Consider the following 17,268-nt stretch of genomic DNA (forward strand, 5'->3'; position numbering starts at 1 on the left):
CGCTTACTCGTATTGCTGGCGGTATTTACGCACCACAACCAGTGCGATGACGTTCAGGCCCAGGGTAATGACGAACAGCGTCAAGCCCAGAGCAAAGGCCACCAGCGACTGTGGGCTGGCAAAGTCCATGTCCCCGGTCAACTGGTTAACGATGGTCACGGTGATGGTCGATACCGCCTCGAACGGATTACCGTGCAGTACCGGGTTATTACCGGCCGCCAATACCACGATCATGGTTTCACCGATGGCGCGGCTGGCCGCCAGCAGAAAGGCACCAACGATACCCGGCAGCGCCGCAGGCAATACCACCTGGCGAATGGTCTCGGACTTGGTTGCCCCCAGCCCCAGCGCACCATCGCGCAGTGACTTGGGCACCTGAGTAATGATGTCGTCAGACAGTGACGACACGAACGGAATGATCATGATGCCCATCACCAGGCCCGCGGTGAGCGCGCTGGTGGTGCGGATATTGATACCGACCATATCGCCCAGGCTGGAAAGGAAAGGCCCAATGACGATCAGGGCAAAGAAGCCGTACACGATAGTCGGGATACCCGCCAGAATTTCGATGATCGGCTTGGCCACGTTACGCAGCCAGGGGGGCGCGTATTCGGCCATGTAAATCGCCGTCATCAACCCCACGGGGATCGCCACCAGCAAGGCAATGATGCTCACCATCATGGTGCCCCACAGCAGCGGCAGCAGGCCAAACTCACCCTGTGCATCGGTTCCCGACGTGCTGAAACGGGGGTTCCAGGTCGTACCCAGGAAGAACTCTGCCGGGCTGATGAAGCTGAAGAACTTCAGCGCTTCACCGAGCATCGACAACACGATGCCCACCGTGGTGAAAATCGCGATGGCGGAGCAGGAAGCCAGCGCAATGGAGATCACGCGCTCGACATGATTACGCGCCCGCCACTGAGGGGAAATACGCCGCCGGGCAAACACCAGCCCCACCACGGCCACCACGGCCATCAGCGCGATCAGCGTGGTGTTCTGGAAAGTCTGCAGGCGCGCCATGTGTGCGGCCGCGGCCAACTCCTCGGCGCTTCCCCCTCCGGCCACGTTACGCTCGTTGGCCAGCGCGGTGATACGCCGCAACAAGGTGTTCATTTCACGCTCGCTCATGCCTGCCACCAGCTCGGGGGGCAGTTGCTGAACGACCAGCATATCAATCAACTGTGGTGCCAACAGCGACCACAATATAAATAGGGCAAGCGCTGGCAGCCCACACCACAGGGCCACCAACGCTCCATAATAACCGGGGCGCGAATGCATTCTGACATCGTGCTCTGCCGCAACCGCGCGACTGCGTGTTAACCCCAAGTGGTAAGCCAAGGCCATTATCACGAGTAGCGTGGCTATCAAGGCAATGTTACTCATTCTCTCTCCGCCCATGATTTCCTACGTTTAAGCGCCAGCACCATTTCCATGATGCTGGCGCAATGCCTACCTGATCATCGCTGTTAAGCGATGGCGGCAGTCTTACTCTTCAACGCTTACCACGGTACGGGCTTCGAATTGAGCCAGTGCTTCAGCACGCTCTTCTTCGCTCATTGGGATCAGACCAGCGTCTTCCAGCGGACTGCCGTAGCCAGAAATCATGTCGTTCAGGAAGAACTCGGTGTACTCGGCCAGGCCCGGGATCACGTCCAGGTGCTCGCCCTTCACGTAGAAGAACAGCGGACGAGAAACGGGGTATTCGCCAGAACCGATGGTTTCCAGGCTGGGCGTCACGCCATCCACCGTGGCCACTTGCAGACGGTCACGGTTCTGGTCGTAGAAGCTCAGACCGAAGACACCAACGGCATCTGCCTGGGCATCCAGACGAGCCAGCGTCTCGGTGTAGTCACCGGCGATTTCGACGATACGGCCATCGCCACGCAGCGAGTCACAGGCATCGCCTTCTACGTTGGCGTCGCTTTCACAGCCAGCGTGGATGACTTTCTCTTCGAATACTTCACGGGTGCCGTGGTTGGAAGCCGGAATCACCAGCACGATTTCCTGGTCGGGCAGGCTGCTGTCGATTTCGTTCCAGCGGGTGTAGGGGTTGTCGACCAGCTGACCATCCTGAGTGACTTGAGCGGCAGCGGCCTTGAACACGTGCTCAGGCGTCAGAGCGAACTCGTCACGGTCGATACGCGATGCAAACACGATACCATCGTAGCCGAACATCACTTCGAGGATGTCATTAACGCCGTTTTCGTTACAGTTGGCTACTTCGCCACTGCGGATGGCACGAGAAGAGTTGGCGATGTCGATGGTGTTCTCACCAACGCCCTGACAGAACTGGCGCAGGCCGCCACCGGAGCCACCAGAACCGACGACCGGAGTGTTGAACTGGGAATAAGTGTTACCGAACTCTTCAGCAACGATGCTGGCAAACGGCAGTACCGTCGAAGAACCAGCGATTTGCACGGTGTCACGGGCAGTAGCAGCCGTCGATACGCCGGTAGCAAGAGCGGCAGCAACTACAACACCTAGTGTCTTTTTCGTTACTTTCATCGTCGTGTCCCCTTCTAGTTTCATGCCTGGGCTATTCGATTTGAGCCGTTCGCAATGTTGGCGATTGGCCTTTCACACCGAGGAGTTTGCACAGCGACGATTGCAGAAATATGACAGCGGTAATTTTTTTAGCGAGGAGTGTTAACGAAGCGTTGGCCTGGGGCACGCTCAAAGCAGCAAGCCCAGTGCCGCCAAGGTACACAGGGCCAATGAACAGCGCTGTAGCAGTACTTTATCCAGCCGATGGGCGACCGCATCGGCCAACGCATTACCAATCAACACGGCAGGCAGGAACGTCAGCGCCAGCTTGAAATGCCAGATGCTGAGCTGCCCCGCCAGCGCCAGCGTCGCCAAGGTCAGCAGTGAGGTGATGACGAAGAAGGCCGCCAGATTGCCGCGCATGCGATCCGGCGAGAAGCCGTGCATCAGCAGCACGATGGGCGGCCCACCAATGGCTGCCACGGTGCCGAAGATGCCCGACAGTACACCGGCCACGAACAGCGTGACGCGATTCACCGGCAAATGAAAACGGCACAGCGTCACGCCGACCGCAAACAGCACGATGGCGGCAATCAGCGTTTCCAGCACGGCCATGGGCGCCGCCAGCAGCAGCCAGATTCCCAGCCCATTACCCGGCAGCCGCCCCACCAGTGCCACGCTAATCTCGCGCAGATGCACTTCGTGCCAATAGCGGCGCACCATCATCAGCGAGACCGTAAAACCGAACAGCACCAGCACCACCGGCACCAGCCGTGGCTCCAGCATCAGCAGCAGCGGTGCCCCGACGACCGCCAGGCCAAACCCCGTGGCACGCTGTACGAAAGCCCCCAGCAGCAGCACCCCGGCACAGGCCAGCCATGTTGCCAGAGAAATTCCCAAAGAGAGCTCCATGGTGAGCGCCAGCCATTCGAGCATCGCCACGCCTAGACCGCCTGGGTGAGCTTTCTCACCCCGATATTACCCAGCAGCGCCGCGCCCAGCATGGTCAGCACCATCGGCCAGAGGTGCTCTACCTGGAAGAGGCCCACCAGCACACCCGCCAGCGCGCCACAGCTGAACTGTATGCCTCCCAGCAGCGCCGTGGCCGTGGCGCTGATATGGCCGAAATGATCCAACAGCGACGAGATGGCGTTGGGCGTGATCAGCCCAATCATGCCGGTAAACAGCATCACCAGCGCCACCACCACCGGCAACGAGGCCAGGCCCAGGGCCGTGGCAGCCACCAGTGCCAGCGCGGCGCATAGCTGCACCGTCAAGCCAAAGCGCAGGTTTTGCTGGGGTGTGCGCTTGCGCAGAAGATGGATATTCAGCCGATTGGAGAGCGCAATCATGACCACGTTGACCCCAAACACCAGTGGGTAAACGCCCGGAGAGAGGGAGAAATACTCCAGATAAAGAAAGGGTGAGGCCGTTACGAACGCGAAGAGGCCCGCAAACGAGGCTGCCACGGCGCAAATGTACCCCATCCCTTCCCGGTGACGCAGCACGCTGGCGTAGTTACCCAGCACCTGACGAGGAGTGGCAACAGGCAGGTCCGGGGCGCGGGTTTCAGGCAGGCGCGTCCCCAACAGCCAGAGCAAAAAGCCTGCATAGACCGCCAGAAATACAAAGATCAGCCACCAGCCGGCGATATACAGCAGCAGGCTCCCGACCGCCGGCGCCACCAGCGGCGCCAGCATCATGATCATGGCCATGGTGGACATCACCCTGGCAGCCTCACGCCCGCTGAAACAATCCCGTACGATGGCCGCCGAATTGACCACGCAGGCTCCCCCGCCCAGCGCCTGCACGAACCGCCATGCCAGCAAGGATGTCAGGCTATCGGCGGTGGTGATCATCAAGCTGGCCAACATGAAGACCACCAGCCCGCTGAGCAACACGGGCTTGCGGCCCATGCGGTCCGACAGCGGGCCAAAACAGAGCTGCCCCAGCGCAAAGCCGAACAGAAACATACTGATGGAAAGCTCGGTATGGTGAATGCTGGCATCGATACTTTCCGCCAGCACTCCCATGGCAGGCAGGTAGGCGTCTATTGCAAAAGGGGCCAACGCCGTATTGGCCGCCACCAATAGCGCCACGCGACGCGGATTGAGTTCCATACATCTCCTCGAAAGCTACGCTGGTTGGCCGCTCGCTGGCCACTTAGGTAGGACGCTAATCATACACTCAACCCCAGGATCGCGCATCGCCCACTCAGAACTGAAACATTTGCCCATTAAGCTGCCCGTCATGATTCAAATGACGCTGTCCTGGGGGCCACGATGATACTCAAAAAGCTGGAAAACATTTCGCTACGCAACCTGAGCCTGGCCGCGCTGCTATTGATGGCAGGCTGCCTGCTGATGTTCGCCGCACTGGCTTGGCATATCATGCAGCAGAGCCAGCGTGACCTGGCTTCGCTGGAGCAGGTCAATGTCCAGCAAGCCTCCTCGCTGAATCGGCTGCACATTGCCAGCCTGGAAGGTCTCAATCGCATGGACCGTGCTCTGGAGCGCCAATTGCGTCCGTCGCTCGGTGACCCCATCGCAGCGCTGGAAGCCGTCGAGTACGAGCTGAACGAGATGTCCCAGGCGCTGGAAAGTTTCCTTCAGGCCACTCAGGACAGCCCCTATTCAGCGTTGCGCGACGCCATCGATGAGCGCGCCCATCAACTGCTGGCCAGCATGGATGCCCAGCGCAACGCGATTACCTCCGGTGACCGCAGCGGCTATCGGCAAATCACTCTGGAAGCCATGGATCATAGCGAGGCCCTGGCAGGCCATGCCCGGGCGTTTTATCAGGTAGCCGACCAGCAAGGCGTCAGTCTGATGCAGGACGCCAAGCAGCGCGCAGGTATGGTGGCCGCTGGGCTGGCGCTGGGTATGGCGGTCTCCCTGGCCCTGATGGGCGCCTTGATCTGGCTGGGCCACTTCCAGTTGCTACAGCCCATCCGCCACTTGATCGGCCATTTTCGTCATATGGCCGAAGGAGACCTGAGTGCCGAGGTTCCGGCCCGTGGCAACAACGAAATCGGCCAGCTCTATGCGGCCCTGGGGGTCATGCAAAACTCCCTGATCGAGACCGTCAAGCAACTGCATGACAACAGCCAGCACGTGTTCCAGAGTGCTCAGCGGCTGGCACTGGGTAACGAGGACCTGGCCACGCGCACCCATCAGCAAACCACCTCACTGGACAACACGGCCACCAACGTACATACCCTGACCGATAGCGTGGCCCACACCGCCGAGCATGCCCTGAAGGCCAAGGAACTGACCGAACACGCCACGACACAAGCTCAGCAGAGCCACCACACCATGGAAGCCTTTCTGTCGACCATGGAAGAGATCGATGCCCACGCCAAGCAGGTCAACGACATCGTCAACGTCATCAATGGCATTTCGTTCCAGACGAACCTGCTGGCCCTCAACGCGTCGGTGGAAGCGGCCCGTGCAGGCGAACAGGGGCGCGGCTTTGCCGTGGTGGCCGCTGAAGTGCGTTCGCTGGCCACCCGCAGCGCAGAAGCTGCCACTCAGATTCGCGGCCTGCTGGCCTCTTCCAATACCAGTATCGAGCGCGGCAACCAGCTTTCCCGAGATGCCAACCAACAGGTCGAGGAGATGGTCGGCTCGATCTCTTCGACTCACCGCCTGATTACCGATATTGCCGAAGCCGCCCACCTGCAGCATCAGAACATCGAAGAGATCAACGAGACCCTGCAGGAGCAGACCCAGGTGACCCAGGCCAATGCGCGTCAGGTCGATGCCACCGCACAGGACGCCATGTCGCTGGAGTCGGCTGCCGAAGGGATGCGAGAGCAAGCGGCCCGATTCAAGATCAGCCAGCAACCCGAGACCATCGGCTATCAGTGGCGGGCAGCGGATTCTTCGCTATCATCACCGATCAAACATACTCAACGCGAGCCAGCCTTGTTAGAGTAACCATGACTCATACAAGGAGCACTGCATGGCCACTAGTCTATTAAGCCAATTGAAAGAGATGACCACCGTGGTGGCCGATACCGGGGATCTGGAGGCCATTCGTCGCTTCCAGCCCGAGGACGCCACCACCAACCCTTCGCTGATTCTTCAGGCGGCCCAACAGGAGGAGCGCCGTGCTCGTCTGGCCAGTATCGCCAAGGAGAGCACCGACCTGGACGACGCGGTCGATCGGGTGGCGGTGGATATCGGTAGCGAAATCAGCAAGCTGGTTCCCGGCTATGTGTCCACCGAGGTCAGCGCGCGTCTCTCTTTTGACAAGGAAGCGACCATCGCCAAGGCCCACTCGTTGATCGAGCGTTATGCCGAGTACGGCGTGGGTCCCGAGCGTATTCTGATCAAGATGGCTTCCACCTGGGAAGGCATTCAGGCCGCTCACCAGCTGGAGCGCGACGGGATTCGTACCAACCTGACCCTGCTGTTCGGCTTTGCCCAGGCTCAGGCCTGCGCCGATGCCGGCGTCACGCTGATCTCGCCTTTCGTGGGGCGGATTCTTGATTGGCACAAGGCGCGTCAGCCTGATGCCGACTTCAGCGGTGCACAGGACCCGGGCGTACAGTCGGTCAAAGGGATTTACGAGTACTACAAAGGCCACGGCTACCCCACCATCGTGATGGGTGCCAGCTTTCGTAACATCGGTGAAATTCAGGCGCTGGCAGGCTGTGACCGCCTGACCATCTCCCCTGCCCTGCTCAAGGAGCTGGACGAAATCGAGGCCGACCTGCCCCGCCAACTCAGCCCTTTAGGCGCCAGCAGCTCACCGCAAGAAGCCCTGACACAAGCCGATTTTCGCTGGGCAATGAACGAAGACGAGATGGCCACCGACAAGCTGGCCGAAGGGATTCGCAAGTTCATGGCTGACCAGCGCAAGCTGGAAGAACTGCTGAGCACGCTAAGAAAGGGCTAGGCTGCGATTTTCGCACGCCTGCTCTCCAGGCGTCTGTGAACAGCCCTCTGGCGCATCATGGGCCAGAGGGCTTTATTTTGCAGGAGCCCCCTGGGCTTCCAGCATCTCCACCAGCGGCTGAAACTGCTCGCGGTTATGCTCGTTCATGTGCATCAGGATACGGTGCGCTTCCAGAATACGGCCGCGCAGCCCCTCTTCGTCAGCGGGCTCCTCGGGCAGATCTTCCAGTACCGTCTCCAGCGGTGCCGACTGCTGCAGCGGTGCCGACATCAGCGTAAAGAAGCGCGCAAAACCCATCACATCCAGCATCTGCCGGACATCCGGATTATCCGCGATGATGGTTGGGGGCTGTTCCAGATGACCTTTGACGACCATGGCCACCTTGGCGAGAAAACCCAGCGCCGTCGAGTCGACGTTCGTCGCCTCGCGCAGGTCAATCATCACCGCACGCAGGCCCGGCGTTTCCGCGAGACGTTGTGCCTGGGTATCGAGTGTGGCGCAGAGTGTGAGTCTTACATCACCACACAGCTTTAGAACAAAAACACCAGAATCGAACGCCGCCTTGATGCGGCCTTCTTCAATCAGCATGACCAAATCCGCTCACCATCATGATTGTCAGGTCATCGGGTAAAGCATCGCGGTCCTGGTTCGCCTCATCGTCCTCGTCGCCCCCACTCAGGAGCGAGTTGGTGTTGGCTAGCCGGTCTCGCAGCTGCTCAAGCGTGACACTTTCGCTTACTAGTTGCTCAAGTTCCGTGAGCCGCGTGTCGAGCGTCTTACCCGGCAAGCATTCCAATACACCATCTGAACACAGCCACAACTGGAAGTTGGCTGGCAGCGGGCAGCTAAGCGAAGGATACTCCACATCAGGGAAAAGGCCTACCGGCATTCCTTCCCCCGCCAAACGCGTCAGGTTTCCATCCGCCACCAATAATGGCATGGGAAGCTGGGCGCCGAGCGAATAGTGCAGAGTCTTTTCCTCATGGTCAATAACAGCGACAAATAAAGTGGCGTGTTTGCCGATGTCGGTATCCTGAAGTTCACGGTTCAGGGCCGATAACCAGCGGGGCGGCAGCGCCTCAGGGTCCTGACCGTCCCACTCGTTCAGCCAGCGGTTACAGAGATATTTCAGCAGCACGGTCACGAAGGCCGAGGAGGCACCATGGCCGGACACATCGGCAAAATAGAACACGCTGAAGCGCTCGTTGTAGCGCTGGTAGTCGAGAAAATCGCCCGACAAATAGAGCGACGGCGCAAACCAGTAATCGTAATAGACGCCACTGATCACCTTGGGCCTTGGCGGCAGCAGACGGCGCTGAATATGTCCGCCACTCTGCTGGTCCATTCTCAGCAGGGCCAAATGGGTTTCCAGACTTTCGTTCAGCTCCGCCAGCCGTTGTCGGTCACGGTCACGCTCCTGAGCCAGTTGATGCAGCTCGATGGCCTTGCGAATCATCCTGCGCAGCAGTTCAGCATGCCTGAGCGGGTGGACGATGTAATCCACCAATCCAGCGTCGATTGCCTTGATCAAATCCGCATCCTGGCGGGTATCACTCACGACCAGTGCGGGCAGGCGATGGGCCAGTTGCAACCACTGCTGCCTGGGCACCGCTCTAGCATGGGCGACGATCAGCGCGGTGCCCACCGGCAGATGATCGATATTGTCTGCGGCAAACACCCACATCCCGTCACAGGTAATCGCCTCGGCCAGCGCATCACGCTCGCTACCGGGCTCATCGATTACCGCGATCAACTGCTTTGCGTGATCCATGTCTAGCCTCAGTCGGCGAAGTCGTCGTCACCAAAGTCGCTATCGTCGAACTCGAAATCGTCCATGGCAAAGGGATCGTCGCCCAGCTCACCATCGTTGATCTCGAACTGTCGACGCTGCAAGTAAGCATCGCGAATGAATCGGTAGCGATCCCCACGAATCAGTGACTCCTGATCCAGCAGGCCCGCCCGCAAGTGCACGATATCCAGCGCGGTCAGGCCAGCGCGCAGCTGGTGATCGTCCATGTAGGTGATGGGGTGCGCCGCGATATCCAGCGGGAACCCCGACGCATCTCGCAGGGTACGCGGCCCCAGCAGCGGCAGCACCAGATAACGTGAATCTTCCCAGCCCCAGACGGCCAGGGTCTGGCCGAAATCTTCACGCTCGGCGGTAATCTCCATATGCGTCGCATAATCCAACAGCCCCCCGATACCCACCGTGGAGTTGATCAGAAAGCGCGACGTGGCCAGCCCCGCATTGGCAGGCTTGCCTTGCAGCAAACTGTTAATGGCCGTGCGGATTTCTCCCAGGTTGGAGAAGAAATTACCTACGCCAGTCTGCACCGGCTGAGGGGTGACGGTTTTGTACCCCGTGGCCACAGGCTTCAGTGCGTAGCGATCGAGCACGTCATTGAAAGCGAACACTCGCCGATTGAAGCCTTCCCAAGGGTCTTCCGGATGCGCTGACTGCTCAACGGCACCCTCTTCGCGCTCGCCGTCGCGCTCCTGGGGAGACGTGCTGGCACATCCCCCCATGGCCAACGTGGCCAGCAACAGAACGGGGAGCCAGGGGCGCCACGTTCCGGGAGCCGTGTCTTGCGTGGCAAACAACCTCAGCATGGGGTTTCCTCTTTTCACATCATCAACGCATCTTCAAAGTGTACAACGCCAACGCTTCGCCGCTGACGTGGTTTTCACGACGTACTTATCACAAGTACTTATCACAAGTACTTATCACAAGTACTTATCCAAAGTACTTAGCCCAGGTACTTAGCCTTCTCGGCGAAGGATCACGCTACCCGCGCTGTACCCTGCACCAAACGAACAGATCACCCCAATATCGCCTTCCGCCAGGTTCTCGCGATGCAGGTGGAAAGCGATGATGGACCCCGCCGAGCTGGTATTGGCGTAGCGGTCCAGGATGATCGGCGCCTGCGGCACATCAGGCTCCTGGCCCAGCACCTTACGGGCAATCAGGTCGTTCATGTGGCGATTGGCCTGGTGTAACCACATCCGCGAAAGGTCCTCACCGCTCAATTCCAGGGAGGCCAGGTGCTCGGTGATCAGCCTGGCCACCAGCGGGCAAACTTCCTTGAACACTCGCCGTCCCTCTTGCACGAACAGCTTGTCCAGGGCCAGCGGGTCGCTGTCGGTGACTCGATTGAGAAAACCGGCATTGTTACGAATGGCGTTGGAAAACTGAGTGACCAGGCGTGTCCCTAGAATCGCATAACGCTCACTGGCCACGGCCACCTCACTGCTTTCCAGTACCATAGCAGTACAAGCATCGCCGAAAATAAAGTGGCTGTCACGGTCTGTGAAATTCAGGTGTGCCGAGCAGATCTCGGGATTGACGATCAGCGCACGTTTCACCCGCCCTGCCGCAATCGCATTGGCCGCGGTCTCCAGCGCAAACGTGGCGGAGCTGCACGCCACGTTCATGTCAAAGCCGTAGCCCGACGTGCCCAGCGCTTGCTGCACTTCCACGGCCACGGCCGGGTAGGCGCGCTCCAGGTTCGAGCAGGCCACGATGACCAGCTCAATATCCGCCGCCGATACCCTGGCTGCCGCCAATGCCTGACGCGCAGCTTCGGTCGCCATCTCACACTGAATCGACGGCTCGTCGTTGTCACGTTGTGGCAGTTTAGGCCGCATTCGCTCAGGGTCAAGAATCCCGGCGGCATCGAGCACGTAACGGCTCTTGATACCCGAGGCCTTCTCGATGAACTCGGTACTCGAATAGGCCAGCGCTGCCCGCTCACCCTGGGCAATAGCCTCGGCATGGCGCGCGTTCTCGCGATCTACCCATGCATTGAAGGCAGCGACCAGCGCTGCATTATCGACCGCGTGTTCCGGCGTATAGAGTCCTGTTCCGGTAATCACTGCCTGTGTCATGCCAACCTCCTTCATTGAATGCCTTGCCCGCGGGTGATCTCTTCCCAACGCTTCTCCAGGCGTTTTGCCGATACCGGCATGTGCGTGCCCAACTGCTGCGCAAACAGCGACACTCTCAATTCCTGTATCCACCAACCGAACGCGACCAGCGTCGGGTCTTCGGCCGCACCACGGCGCTCGCTTTTGCGCCGTGCGTCAAAGCGCGCTTCGAGGGCTTGGACATCCTGCATCAGCATTTGGTCCCTGCCCCGCTCTCGGGCGGCCTTTTCCAATCGAATCAAGGCGGCTTCCATGTAGCGTGGATACTCCGTGAGCCACTCGTCCGCATCACGGATGAAGCCTGGGTAAACCAGCCGCTGCATCTGCGCACTGACATCGCTGTAGACCAGCGCCAGTGCAAAATTAAGTTTCCCTTTCAGAATCTTGCTGACGGCAAGATGGCCTTTCAGTGCCTCTTCGACACGCCCCAGCACGGTCTCGGCATGGGCCACCAGTTGAGGCTGGGTCTTTGCCAGTCGCTCGGCCAGCTCACCGGCAGAACGCGGTAGCGGATGCTGTGCCACGACCTGTGTAAACACCGCCAGCAGCAAATCCTCGACCAGGGCCTGCTTGCTGCCTACCTTCGCGAACAGCAGCGCGCACTTTTCGACTCCGGGTAGCCGTTTGATGGCTTTGACCTGCTCAGGCAGCTTGGCAATGGCCAACCGGGCGACCCCTTCCTGATGTGCAAACTGCGCCTTGGCGGGATGATCGAACAGGCTGACCTTGAAGTGCCCGCCCTCAGCGACCAAGGCCGGGTAGGCTTCCACGCGAATGCCCGCCTGGGTGGTGACACGAGATTCAGGCAGCGGCGATGCGGGCAGCTCTTCCAGCGTGGGTGCCTGGCTGGCCTGCTCGGCCAGCGCCTGGGCGCCGGCACTGGCGGCTTCCTCGAAGCGCCGCTCAAGGGCACGTACATCACGCCCTTGCCCCAGGGTCTTGCCACCATGATCGACCACCCGCACATTCATGCGCAGGTGGGGCGGCAGCAGGTCGAGGCGCCAGTCGTCGGGGCGAACCCGCGTGCCGGTACGCCGCCGGATGAACTCGCCAAGCGCTTCGGTCAAGGGGCGCTCGTCCGGCACCAGCGTTTCCAGGGCGGCATCGACCCAATCGGGGATGGGCACCACCTGGCGGCGCAGGCTTTTGGGCAGCGACTTGAGCAGCGCAATACACTTCTCGCGCAGCAGGCCGGGCACCAGCCAGTCGAGGGCATGGGCAGGCAGCTGCGGCAGCATCGCCGCGGGCACGGTAAGGGTGACGCCATCGTCCTCGGCATCCGGGTCGAAGTGATAGCTCACCGGATAGGCCACGCCCGCCAGGGTGAGGTGATCCGGGTACTGCGCCTGGGTCACGTCATGGGCATCACGAGCCTTGAGCGCCTCAAGATCGAACTTCAGAAGCTCGGGCTGTTGCTGCTCGGCCTGCTTGCGCCAGTGTTCGAAGCCCTTGCCATTGACGATGTCCGCCGGGATGCGCTCGTCGTAGAAGGCGAACAGGCTCTCTTCGTCCACCAGTATATCGCGCCGTCGGGCACGATCCTCCAGCGCTTCGACCTCTGCGATCAACGCCCGATTATGGGCAAAGAACGCGCCTCGCGTCTGGAACTCGCCTTCGACCAGCGCACGACGAATAAACAGCTCCCGCGACTCCTGGGGCGCAATGGGGCCATAGTGCACCCGGCGCCGCGCAACGATAGGCAGGCCAAACAGGGTCACCTGCTCGAACGCCACCACCTGGGCGCGCTTCATTTCCCAGTGGGGCTCGCTGTAGCTGCTTTTGACCAGATGCTGCGCCTGGGGCTCGATCCACTGCGGGTCGATTTTGGCCACGGTGCGTGCAAACAGCTTGGTGGTTTCGATCAGCTCGAACGCCATGACCCATTTGGGGCTCTTCCTGGCCAACCCGGAGCCGGGATGAATCATGAATTTGCGGTTGCGAGCGCCCAGGTATTCGCGGTTCTCCAGCAGCGTTCCCAAATTGGACAACAGACCCGACAGCAGCGCCTGGTGCAGCTTGCCAGAGGTTTTACGCCGCGCCTGCTTGGCCTGCTCTTCGCTTTCGTCTTCATCGCGAGGCAGCGGTGGCGGCACCTCGATATCCATGTCACGCAGCAGCTGACGCAGTTGGCGGAACGTATCGTGCCACTCGCGCATGCGCAGATAGTTGATGTAGTGCTCGCGACACCAGCGGCGCAGCTGATTGCCCGAGAGCGCCTCGCGAGCATTCTCGATGCCGTGCCATAGGTTGAGCAAAGCGACGAAGTCGGAATCCGGGTCGTGCCAGCGCTGATGCGCCTGGTCGGCCGCCTGACGCTTGTCGGCAGGCCGCTCTCGCGGGTCCTGAATGGCCAGCGCCGAGACCACCACCAGCACGTCGCGCAGGCTGCCCCGTTCGGCCCCTGCCAGCACCATGCGCGCCAGCCTTGGGTCGATGGGCAGTTTGGCCAGCTTACGGCCCAGCGGGCTCAACTGGTGCTTGTCGTCCACTGCACCCAGCTCGAACAGCAGCCGGAAACCATCCTTGATGAAGCGGCCGTCAGGCGGGTCGACAAACGGAAAGTCTTCGATGTGCCCCAGCTTCAGCGCCAGCATGGACAGAATCACCGACGCCAGGTTGGTGCGCTGAATTTCGGGGTCGGTAAACGCCGGGCGAGCCAGAAAGTCGTCTTCATCATATAGCCGAATGCATACCCCTTCGGCCACACGGCCACAGCGCCCCTTGCGCTGGTTGGCGCTGGCCTGGCTGATGGGCTCGATGGGCAGCCGCTGGATCTTGGCACGGTAGCTGTAGCGGCTGATACGCACCAGGCCCGGGTCGATGACATAGCGAATTCCCGGTACGGTCAGCGAGGTTTCCGCCACGTTGGTGGCCAGCACGATACGTCGCCCGCGATGGGGGGCGAACACGCGATTTTGCTCTTCGTTGGACAGCCGCGCATAGAGCGGCAAAATGTCGGTGCCTTTCAGGTCGGCACGGCGCAGCGTATCGGCGGTTTCCCGAATGTCACGCTCACCGGGCAGAAACACCAGCACGTCCCGGGGGCCGTGGAGCCAGCCTTTCTGGCGCTCGATGGTCTCGATTTCCTGCACGGCATGAAGAATACCCTCTTGCAGCGTGCGGTCTTCTTCGTCCTCTTCGCTGCGCACCAGCGGGCGATAAAGGACATCCACCGGGTAGGTACGGCCCGAGACTTCGACCACCGGGGCCGGCGCGTCAGGCGTGCCGAAGTGGGCCGCAAAGCGCTCGACGTCGATGGTGGCGGAGGTGATGATCACCTTCAGGTCCGGGCGTTTAGGCAGCAAACGCTTCAGGTAGCCCAGCAGAAAATCGATATTGAGGCTGCGCTCGTGGGCTTCATCGATGATCAGAGTGTCATAGCGCAACAGCAGCGGGTCGTGCTGAGTTTCGGCCAGCAGAATCCCGTCGGTCATCAGTTTGACCAGCGTCGTGGGCGTGCTCTGGTCATTGAACCGTACCTGATAGCCCACCTGCTCACCCAGTGCCACCTCCAGCTCATCGGCAAGCCTGGCTGCCACGCTGCGCGCCGCCAGCCTGCGCGGCTGAGTGTGGCCAATCAGGCCCTGGCGTCCGCGCCCCAGCTCCAGACACATCTTGGGCAACTGAGTGGTTTTACCCGAGCCGGTTTCACCGGCCACGACCACCACCTGGTGCTCCCGAATGGCCGCCAGAATGTCCTCGCGACGCTCGACGACGGGCAGCTCACCGGGGTAGTTCAAGGCAACACGCAAGTCTTCCCGCTGGGCCAGCAGCTGCGTGGCCTTTGCCATATCGCGGCGCAGCTCGTTGACACCACGGTCGATCGGCTTGTTGTCACCCTGCCGTCGCTTCAAGCCCGACACACGCCGGGCCAGGCGCTCACGGTCGCGTAGCATGACATCACCCAGCGATGCGTCGAGTACCGCCAGCAAAGCAGCAGGATCTTGTGGGGATTCAGTGCGAGAAGAGTGCGTGTCGGTGGTCACGTTAGGCTCGGTTTCCATCTCAGAATAAAACGTCGGCCCACTCATGGAGTGGGCCGACCATTGTACCGCTTTCAATCACGTGACGCCTAACGCCAGCCAATATGGCCGTGTATCAGGCCTTGTTGGCTTCCTGGTCGCGCAGCTGGCGGCGCAACACTTTACCCACATTGGTCTTGGGCAGCTCATCGCGGAACTCGACGTACTTGGGTACTTTGTAGGCGGTCAGCTCCTTTTTGCACCAGGCGCGCAGCGTCTCGGCATCCAGCTGGCTGTTTTGCGACACGACGAAGAGCTTGATGGCTTCGCCGGCGTTTTCATCGGCCACCCCGACGGCAGCCACTTCCAGCACGTCAGGATGCGCGGCCACGACGTCTTCCACTTCGTTGGGGTAGACGTTGAAACCGGACACCAGAATCATGTCCTTCTTGCGATCGACGATCTTGATATAGCCATCATCTTGAAGAACGGCGATATCACCGGTGTGGAACCAGCCCTGCTCATCGATGGAGTTACGCGTTTCGTCTTCACGCTGCCAGTAGCCTTTCATGACCTGAGGCCCTTGCACGCACAGCTCCCCTGGCTCGCCAAACGGCACGTCGTTGCCCTCGCTGTCCACCACCTTCACCGCCGTACCTGCCACGGGTTTGCCGATGGTGCCCAGTTGAATGGCGTCATTGGGGTTGAAGCTGACGATGGGGGACGTTTCCGTCAGCCCGTAGCCTTCGGCAATCGGGCAGCCGGTGGTCTCTTCCCAGCGCTGGGCGGCTGCCTTGGTCAAGGCCATGCCGCCGGAAATGGTCAGCTTGAGTTTCGAGAAGTCGAGCTGGCGGAAATCATCACGGTTGCACAGGGCATTGAACAGCGTGTTCAAACCAATGAAACCGGTGAACGGCAGCCCTTTCAACTCCTTGACGAAGGCTGGCAAATCACGCGGATTGGTAATCAGCAGCGAGTGGTTGCCGGTTTCCATCAGGAACAGGCAGTTAACGGTAAACGTGTAGATGTGGTACACCGGCAGCGGCGCAATGACCAGCTCCTCACCGTCGGTCAGATGCTCCCCAATGGCCGAGCGAGCCTGCAGCATGTTGGCCACCAGGTTGCGGTGCGTCAGCATTGCCCCTTTGGGCATGCCGGTGGTGCCACCGGTGTACTGCAGCGCGGCCAGATCTTCCTGGGTGCGGTCTACCGGCCGATGGGTGAGCGAAGCGCCCTTCTTCAGCGCATCGCGAAAACCAACTGCGCTGGGCAGCGAGTAGGCGGGCACCATTTTCTTGACGTGCTTGACCACGGCATTGATCAGCCAGCGCTTGGGCACGTCATGCAAGTCCCCCAATTGAGTGACCAGCACGTGCTTGATGTCGGTCTTGTCCAGCACCTTCTCGAGCTTGTCGGCCATGTTGGCCAGAATCAGGATGGCCTTGGCGTTTGAGTCCTTGAACTGATGAGCCATTTCACGCTCGGTGTAGAGCGGGTTGGTATTCACCACCACCAGACCAGCACGCAGTGCGCCGAAGACGGCCACCGGGAACTGCAGTACGTTGGGGAGCTGGATGGCGATCCGATCCCCCGGCTCCAGATCAGTTTCATGCTGCAGCCAGGCGGCGAAATCCGCTGATAAGCGGTCCAGGTCGGCAAAGCTGAGCGTCTTGCCCATGCAGGTAAAGGCTGGCTTCTGGGCGAAGCGCTTCACTGCCGAATGGAATACATCGGTGACCGAGTCGTACTGCTCCAACCCTTCAAGCGCTGGGCCGCGTAAAATGGGGGTGCTGGCGTGTTCGCTCATGGGGAATCTCCGCTATCCGTGTCGATGCTGTACCGACCTTGTTATTGTGGCGAGGCTATCAAGTAGTTCATGAACGCCAACCATATACGACGTCCGGCAGACTGTAAAACGAACGATTGAAACTTGCGTTTCAACTTTAGCTTAAAGCCCTTCGACCCTCACCACCGTTCTGGTCATGCCATTTCTTTA

Annotated in this window: 12 protein-coding genes; 2 read left to right on the plus strand and 10 right to left on the minus strand. The window is 60.3% G+C overall.

The window, feature by feature from the left end; all coding sequences use genetic code 11:
• Positions 1 to 3 precede the first annotated feature (3 nt).
• The 4 genes from pstC to KVY02_RS11085 all read right to left on the minus strand — a co-directional run bounded on the left by pstC (position 4) and on the right by KVY02_RS11085 (position 4,604).
• Positions 4 to 1,398: a phosphate ABC transporter permease subunit PstC gene (gene pstC / locus KVY02_RS11070; protein ID WP_371317375.1), complete on the minus strand. Its 1,395-nt coding sequence runs from the start codon at positions 1,396 to 1,398 to the stop codon at positions 4 to 6.
• Positions 1,399 to 1,485: 87 nt separating this feature from the next.
• On the minus strand, positions 1,486 to 2,505 hold the full coding sequence (locus tag KVY02_RS11075; RefSeq protein WP_081138386.1) for a substrate-binding domain-containing protein: 1,020 nt from the start codon (positions 2,503 to 2,505) through the stop codon (positions 1,486 to 1,488).
• A 168-nt stretch (positions 2,506 to 2,673) separates the two neighbouring features.
• Entirely contained in the window at positions 2,674 to 3,420 is a 747-nt protein-coding gene (locus KVY02_RS11080; protein WP_081138416.1) for a sulfite exporter TauE/SafE family protein, read from the minus strand.
• 8 nt (positions 3,421 to 3,428) lie between these two features.
• On the minus strand, positions 3,429 to 4,604 hold the full coding sequence (locus KVY02_RS11085) for a multidrug effflux MFS transporter (RefSeq protein ID WP_218313541.1): 1,176 nt from the start codon (positions 4,602 to 4,604) through the stop codon (positions 3,429 to 3,431).
• Positions 4,605 to 4,766: 162 nt separating this feature from the next.
• On the opposite strand from KVY02_RS11085, the gene KVY02_RS11090 reads away from it, so the two are divergent.
• Entirely contained in the window at positions 4,767 to 6,422 is a 1,656-nt protein-coding gene (locus KVY02_RS11090) for a methyl-accepting chemotaxis protein (RefSeq protein WP_016914330.1), read from the plus strand.
• 25 nt (positions 6,423 to 6,447) lie between these two features.
• Complete coding sequence (gene tal, locus KVY02_RS11095) at positions 6,448 to 7,386, plus strand: transaldolase (protein WP_026001753.1); 939 nt, start codon at positions 6,448 to 6,450, stop codon at positions 7,384 to 7,386.
• A 72-nt stretch (positions 7,387 to 7,458) separates the two neighbouring features.
• On the opposite strand, the gene KVY02_RS11100 is transcribed toward tal, so the two are convergent.
• The 6 genes from KVY02_RS11100 to KVY02_RS11125 form a co-directional block, all read right to left on the minus strand.
• A complete protein-coding gene (locus tag KVY02_RS11100; RefSeq protein ID WP_016914332.1) occupies positions 7,459 to 7,974 on the minus strand; it encodes an STAS domain-containing protein in 516 nt (171 codons plus the stop codon).
• Positions 7,964 to 9,157 carry a PP2C family protein-serine/threonine phosphatase gene (locus KVY02_RS11105; RefSeq protein ID WP_016914333.1) on the minus strand — a complete coding sequence of 398 codons (1,194 nt, stop codon included), beginning with the start codon at positions 9,155 to 9,157 and terminating at the stop codon, positions 7,964 to 7,966. The genes KVY02_RS11100 and KVY02_RS11105 overlap by 11 nt, the downstream gene beginning before the upstream one ends.
• An 8-nt stretch (positions 9,158 to 9,165) precedes the next feature.
• On the minus strand, positions 9,166 to 9,996 hold the full coding sequence (locus KVY02_RS11110) for an MlaA family lipoprotein (RefSeq protein WP_016914334.1): 831 nt from the start codon (positions 9,994 to 9,996) through the stop codon (positions 9,166 to 9,168).
• 150 nt (positions 9,997 to 10,146) lie between these two features.
• Positions 10,147 to 11,271: a beta-ketoacyl-ACP synthase III gene (locus KVY02_RS11115; RefSeq protein WP_081138375.1), complete on the minus strand. Its 1,125-nt coding sequence runs from the start codon at positions 11,269 to 11,271 to the stop codon at positions 10,147 to 10,149.
• 11 nt (positions 11,272 to 11,282) lie between these two features.
• Positions 11,283 to 15,314, minus strand: a complete 4,032-nt coding sequence (gene hrpA / locus KVY02_RS11120) for an ATP-dependent RNA helicase HrpA (RefSeq protein WP_218315081.1) — start codon at positions 15,312 to 15,314, stop codon at positions 11,283 to 11,285.
• Positions 15,315 to 15,408: 94 nt separating this feature from the next.
• Positions 15,409 to 17,079 (minus strand): AMP-binding protein, encoded by a 1,671-nt coding sequence (locus KVY02_RS11125; RefSeq protein ID WP_218313542.1) that lies wholly within the window; start codon positions 17,077 to 17,079, stop codon positions 15,409 to 15,411.
• Positions 17,080 to 17,268: the final 189 nt, after the last annotated feature.

This window comes from Halomonas sp. 18071143 (genome assembly GCF_019211725.1).
GTDB classification, from domain to species: domain Bacteria; phylum Pseudomonadota; class Gammaproteobacteria; order Pseudomonadales; family Halomonadaceae; genus Vreelandella; species Vreelandella stevensii.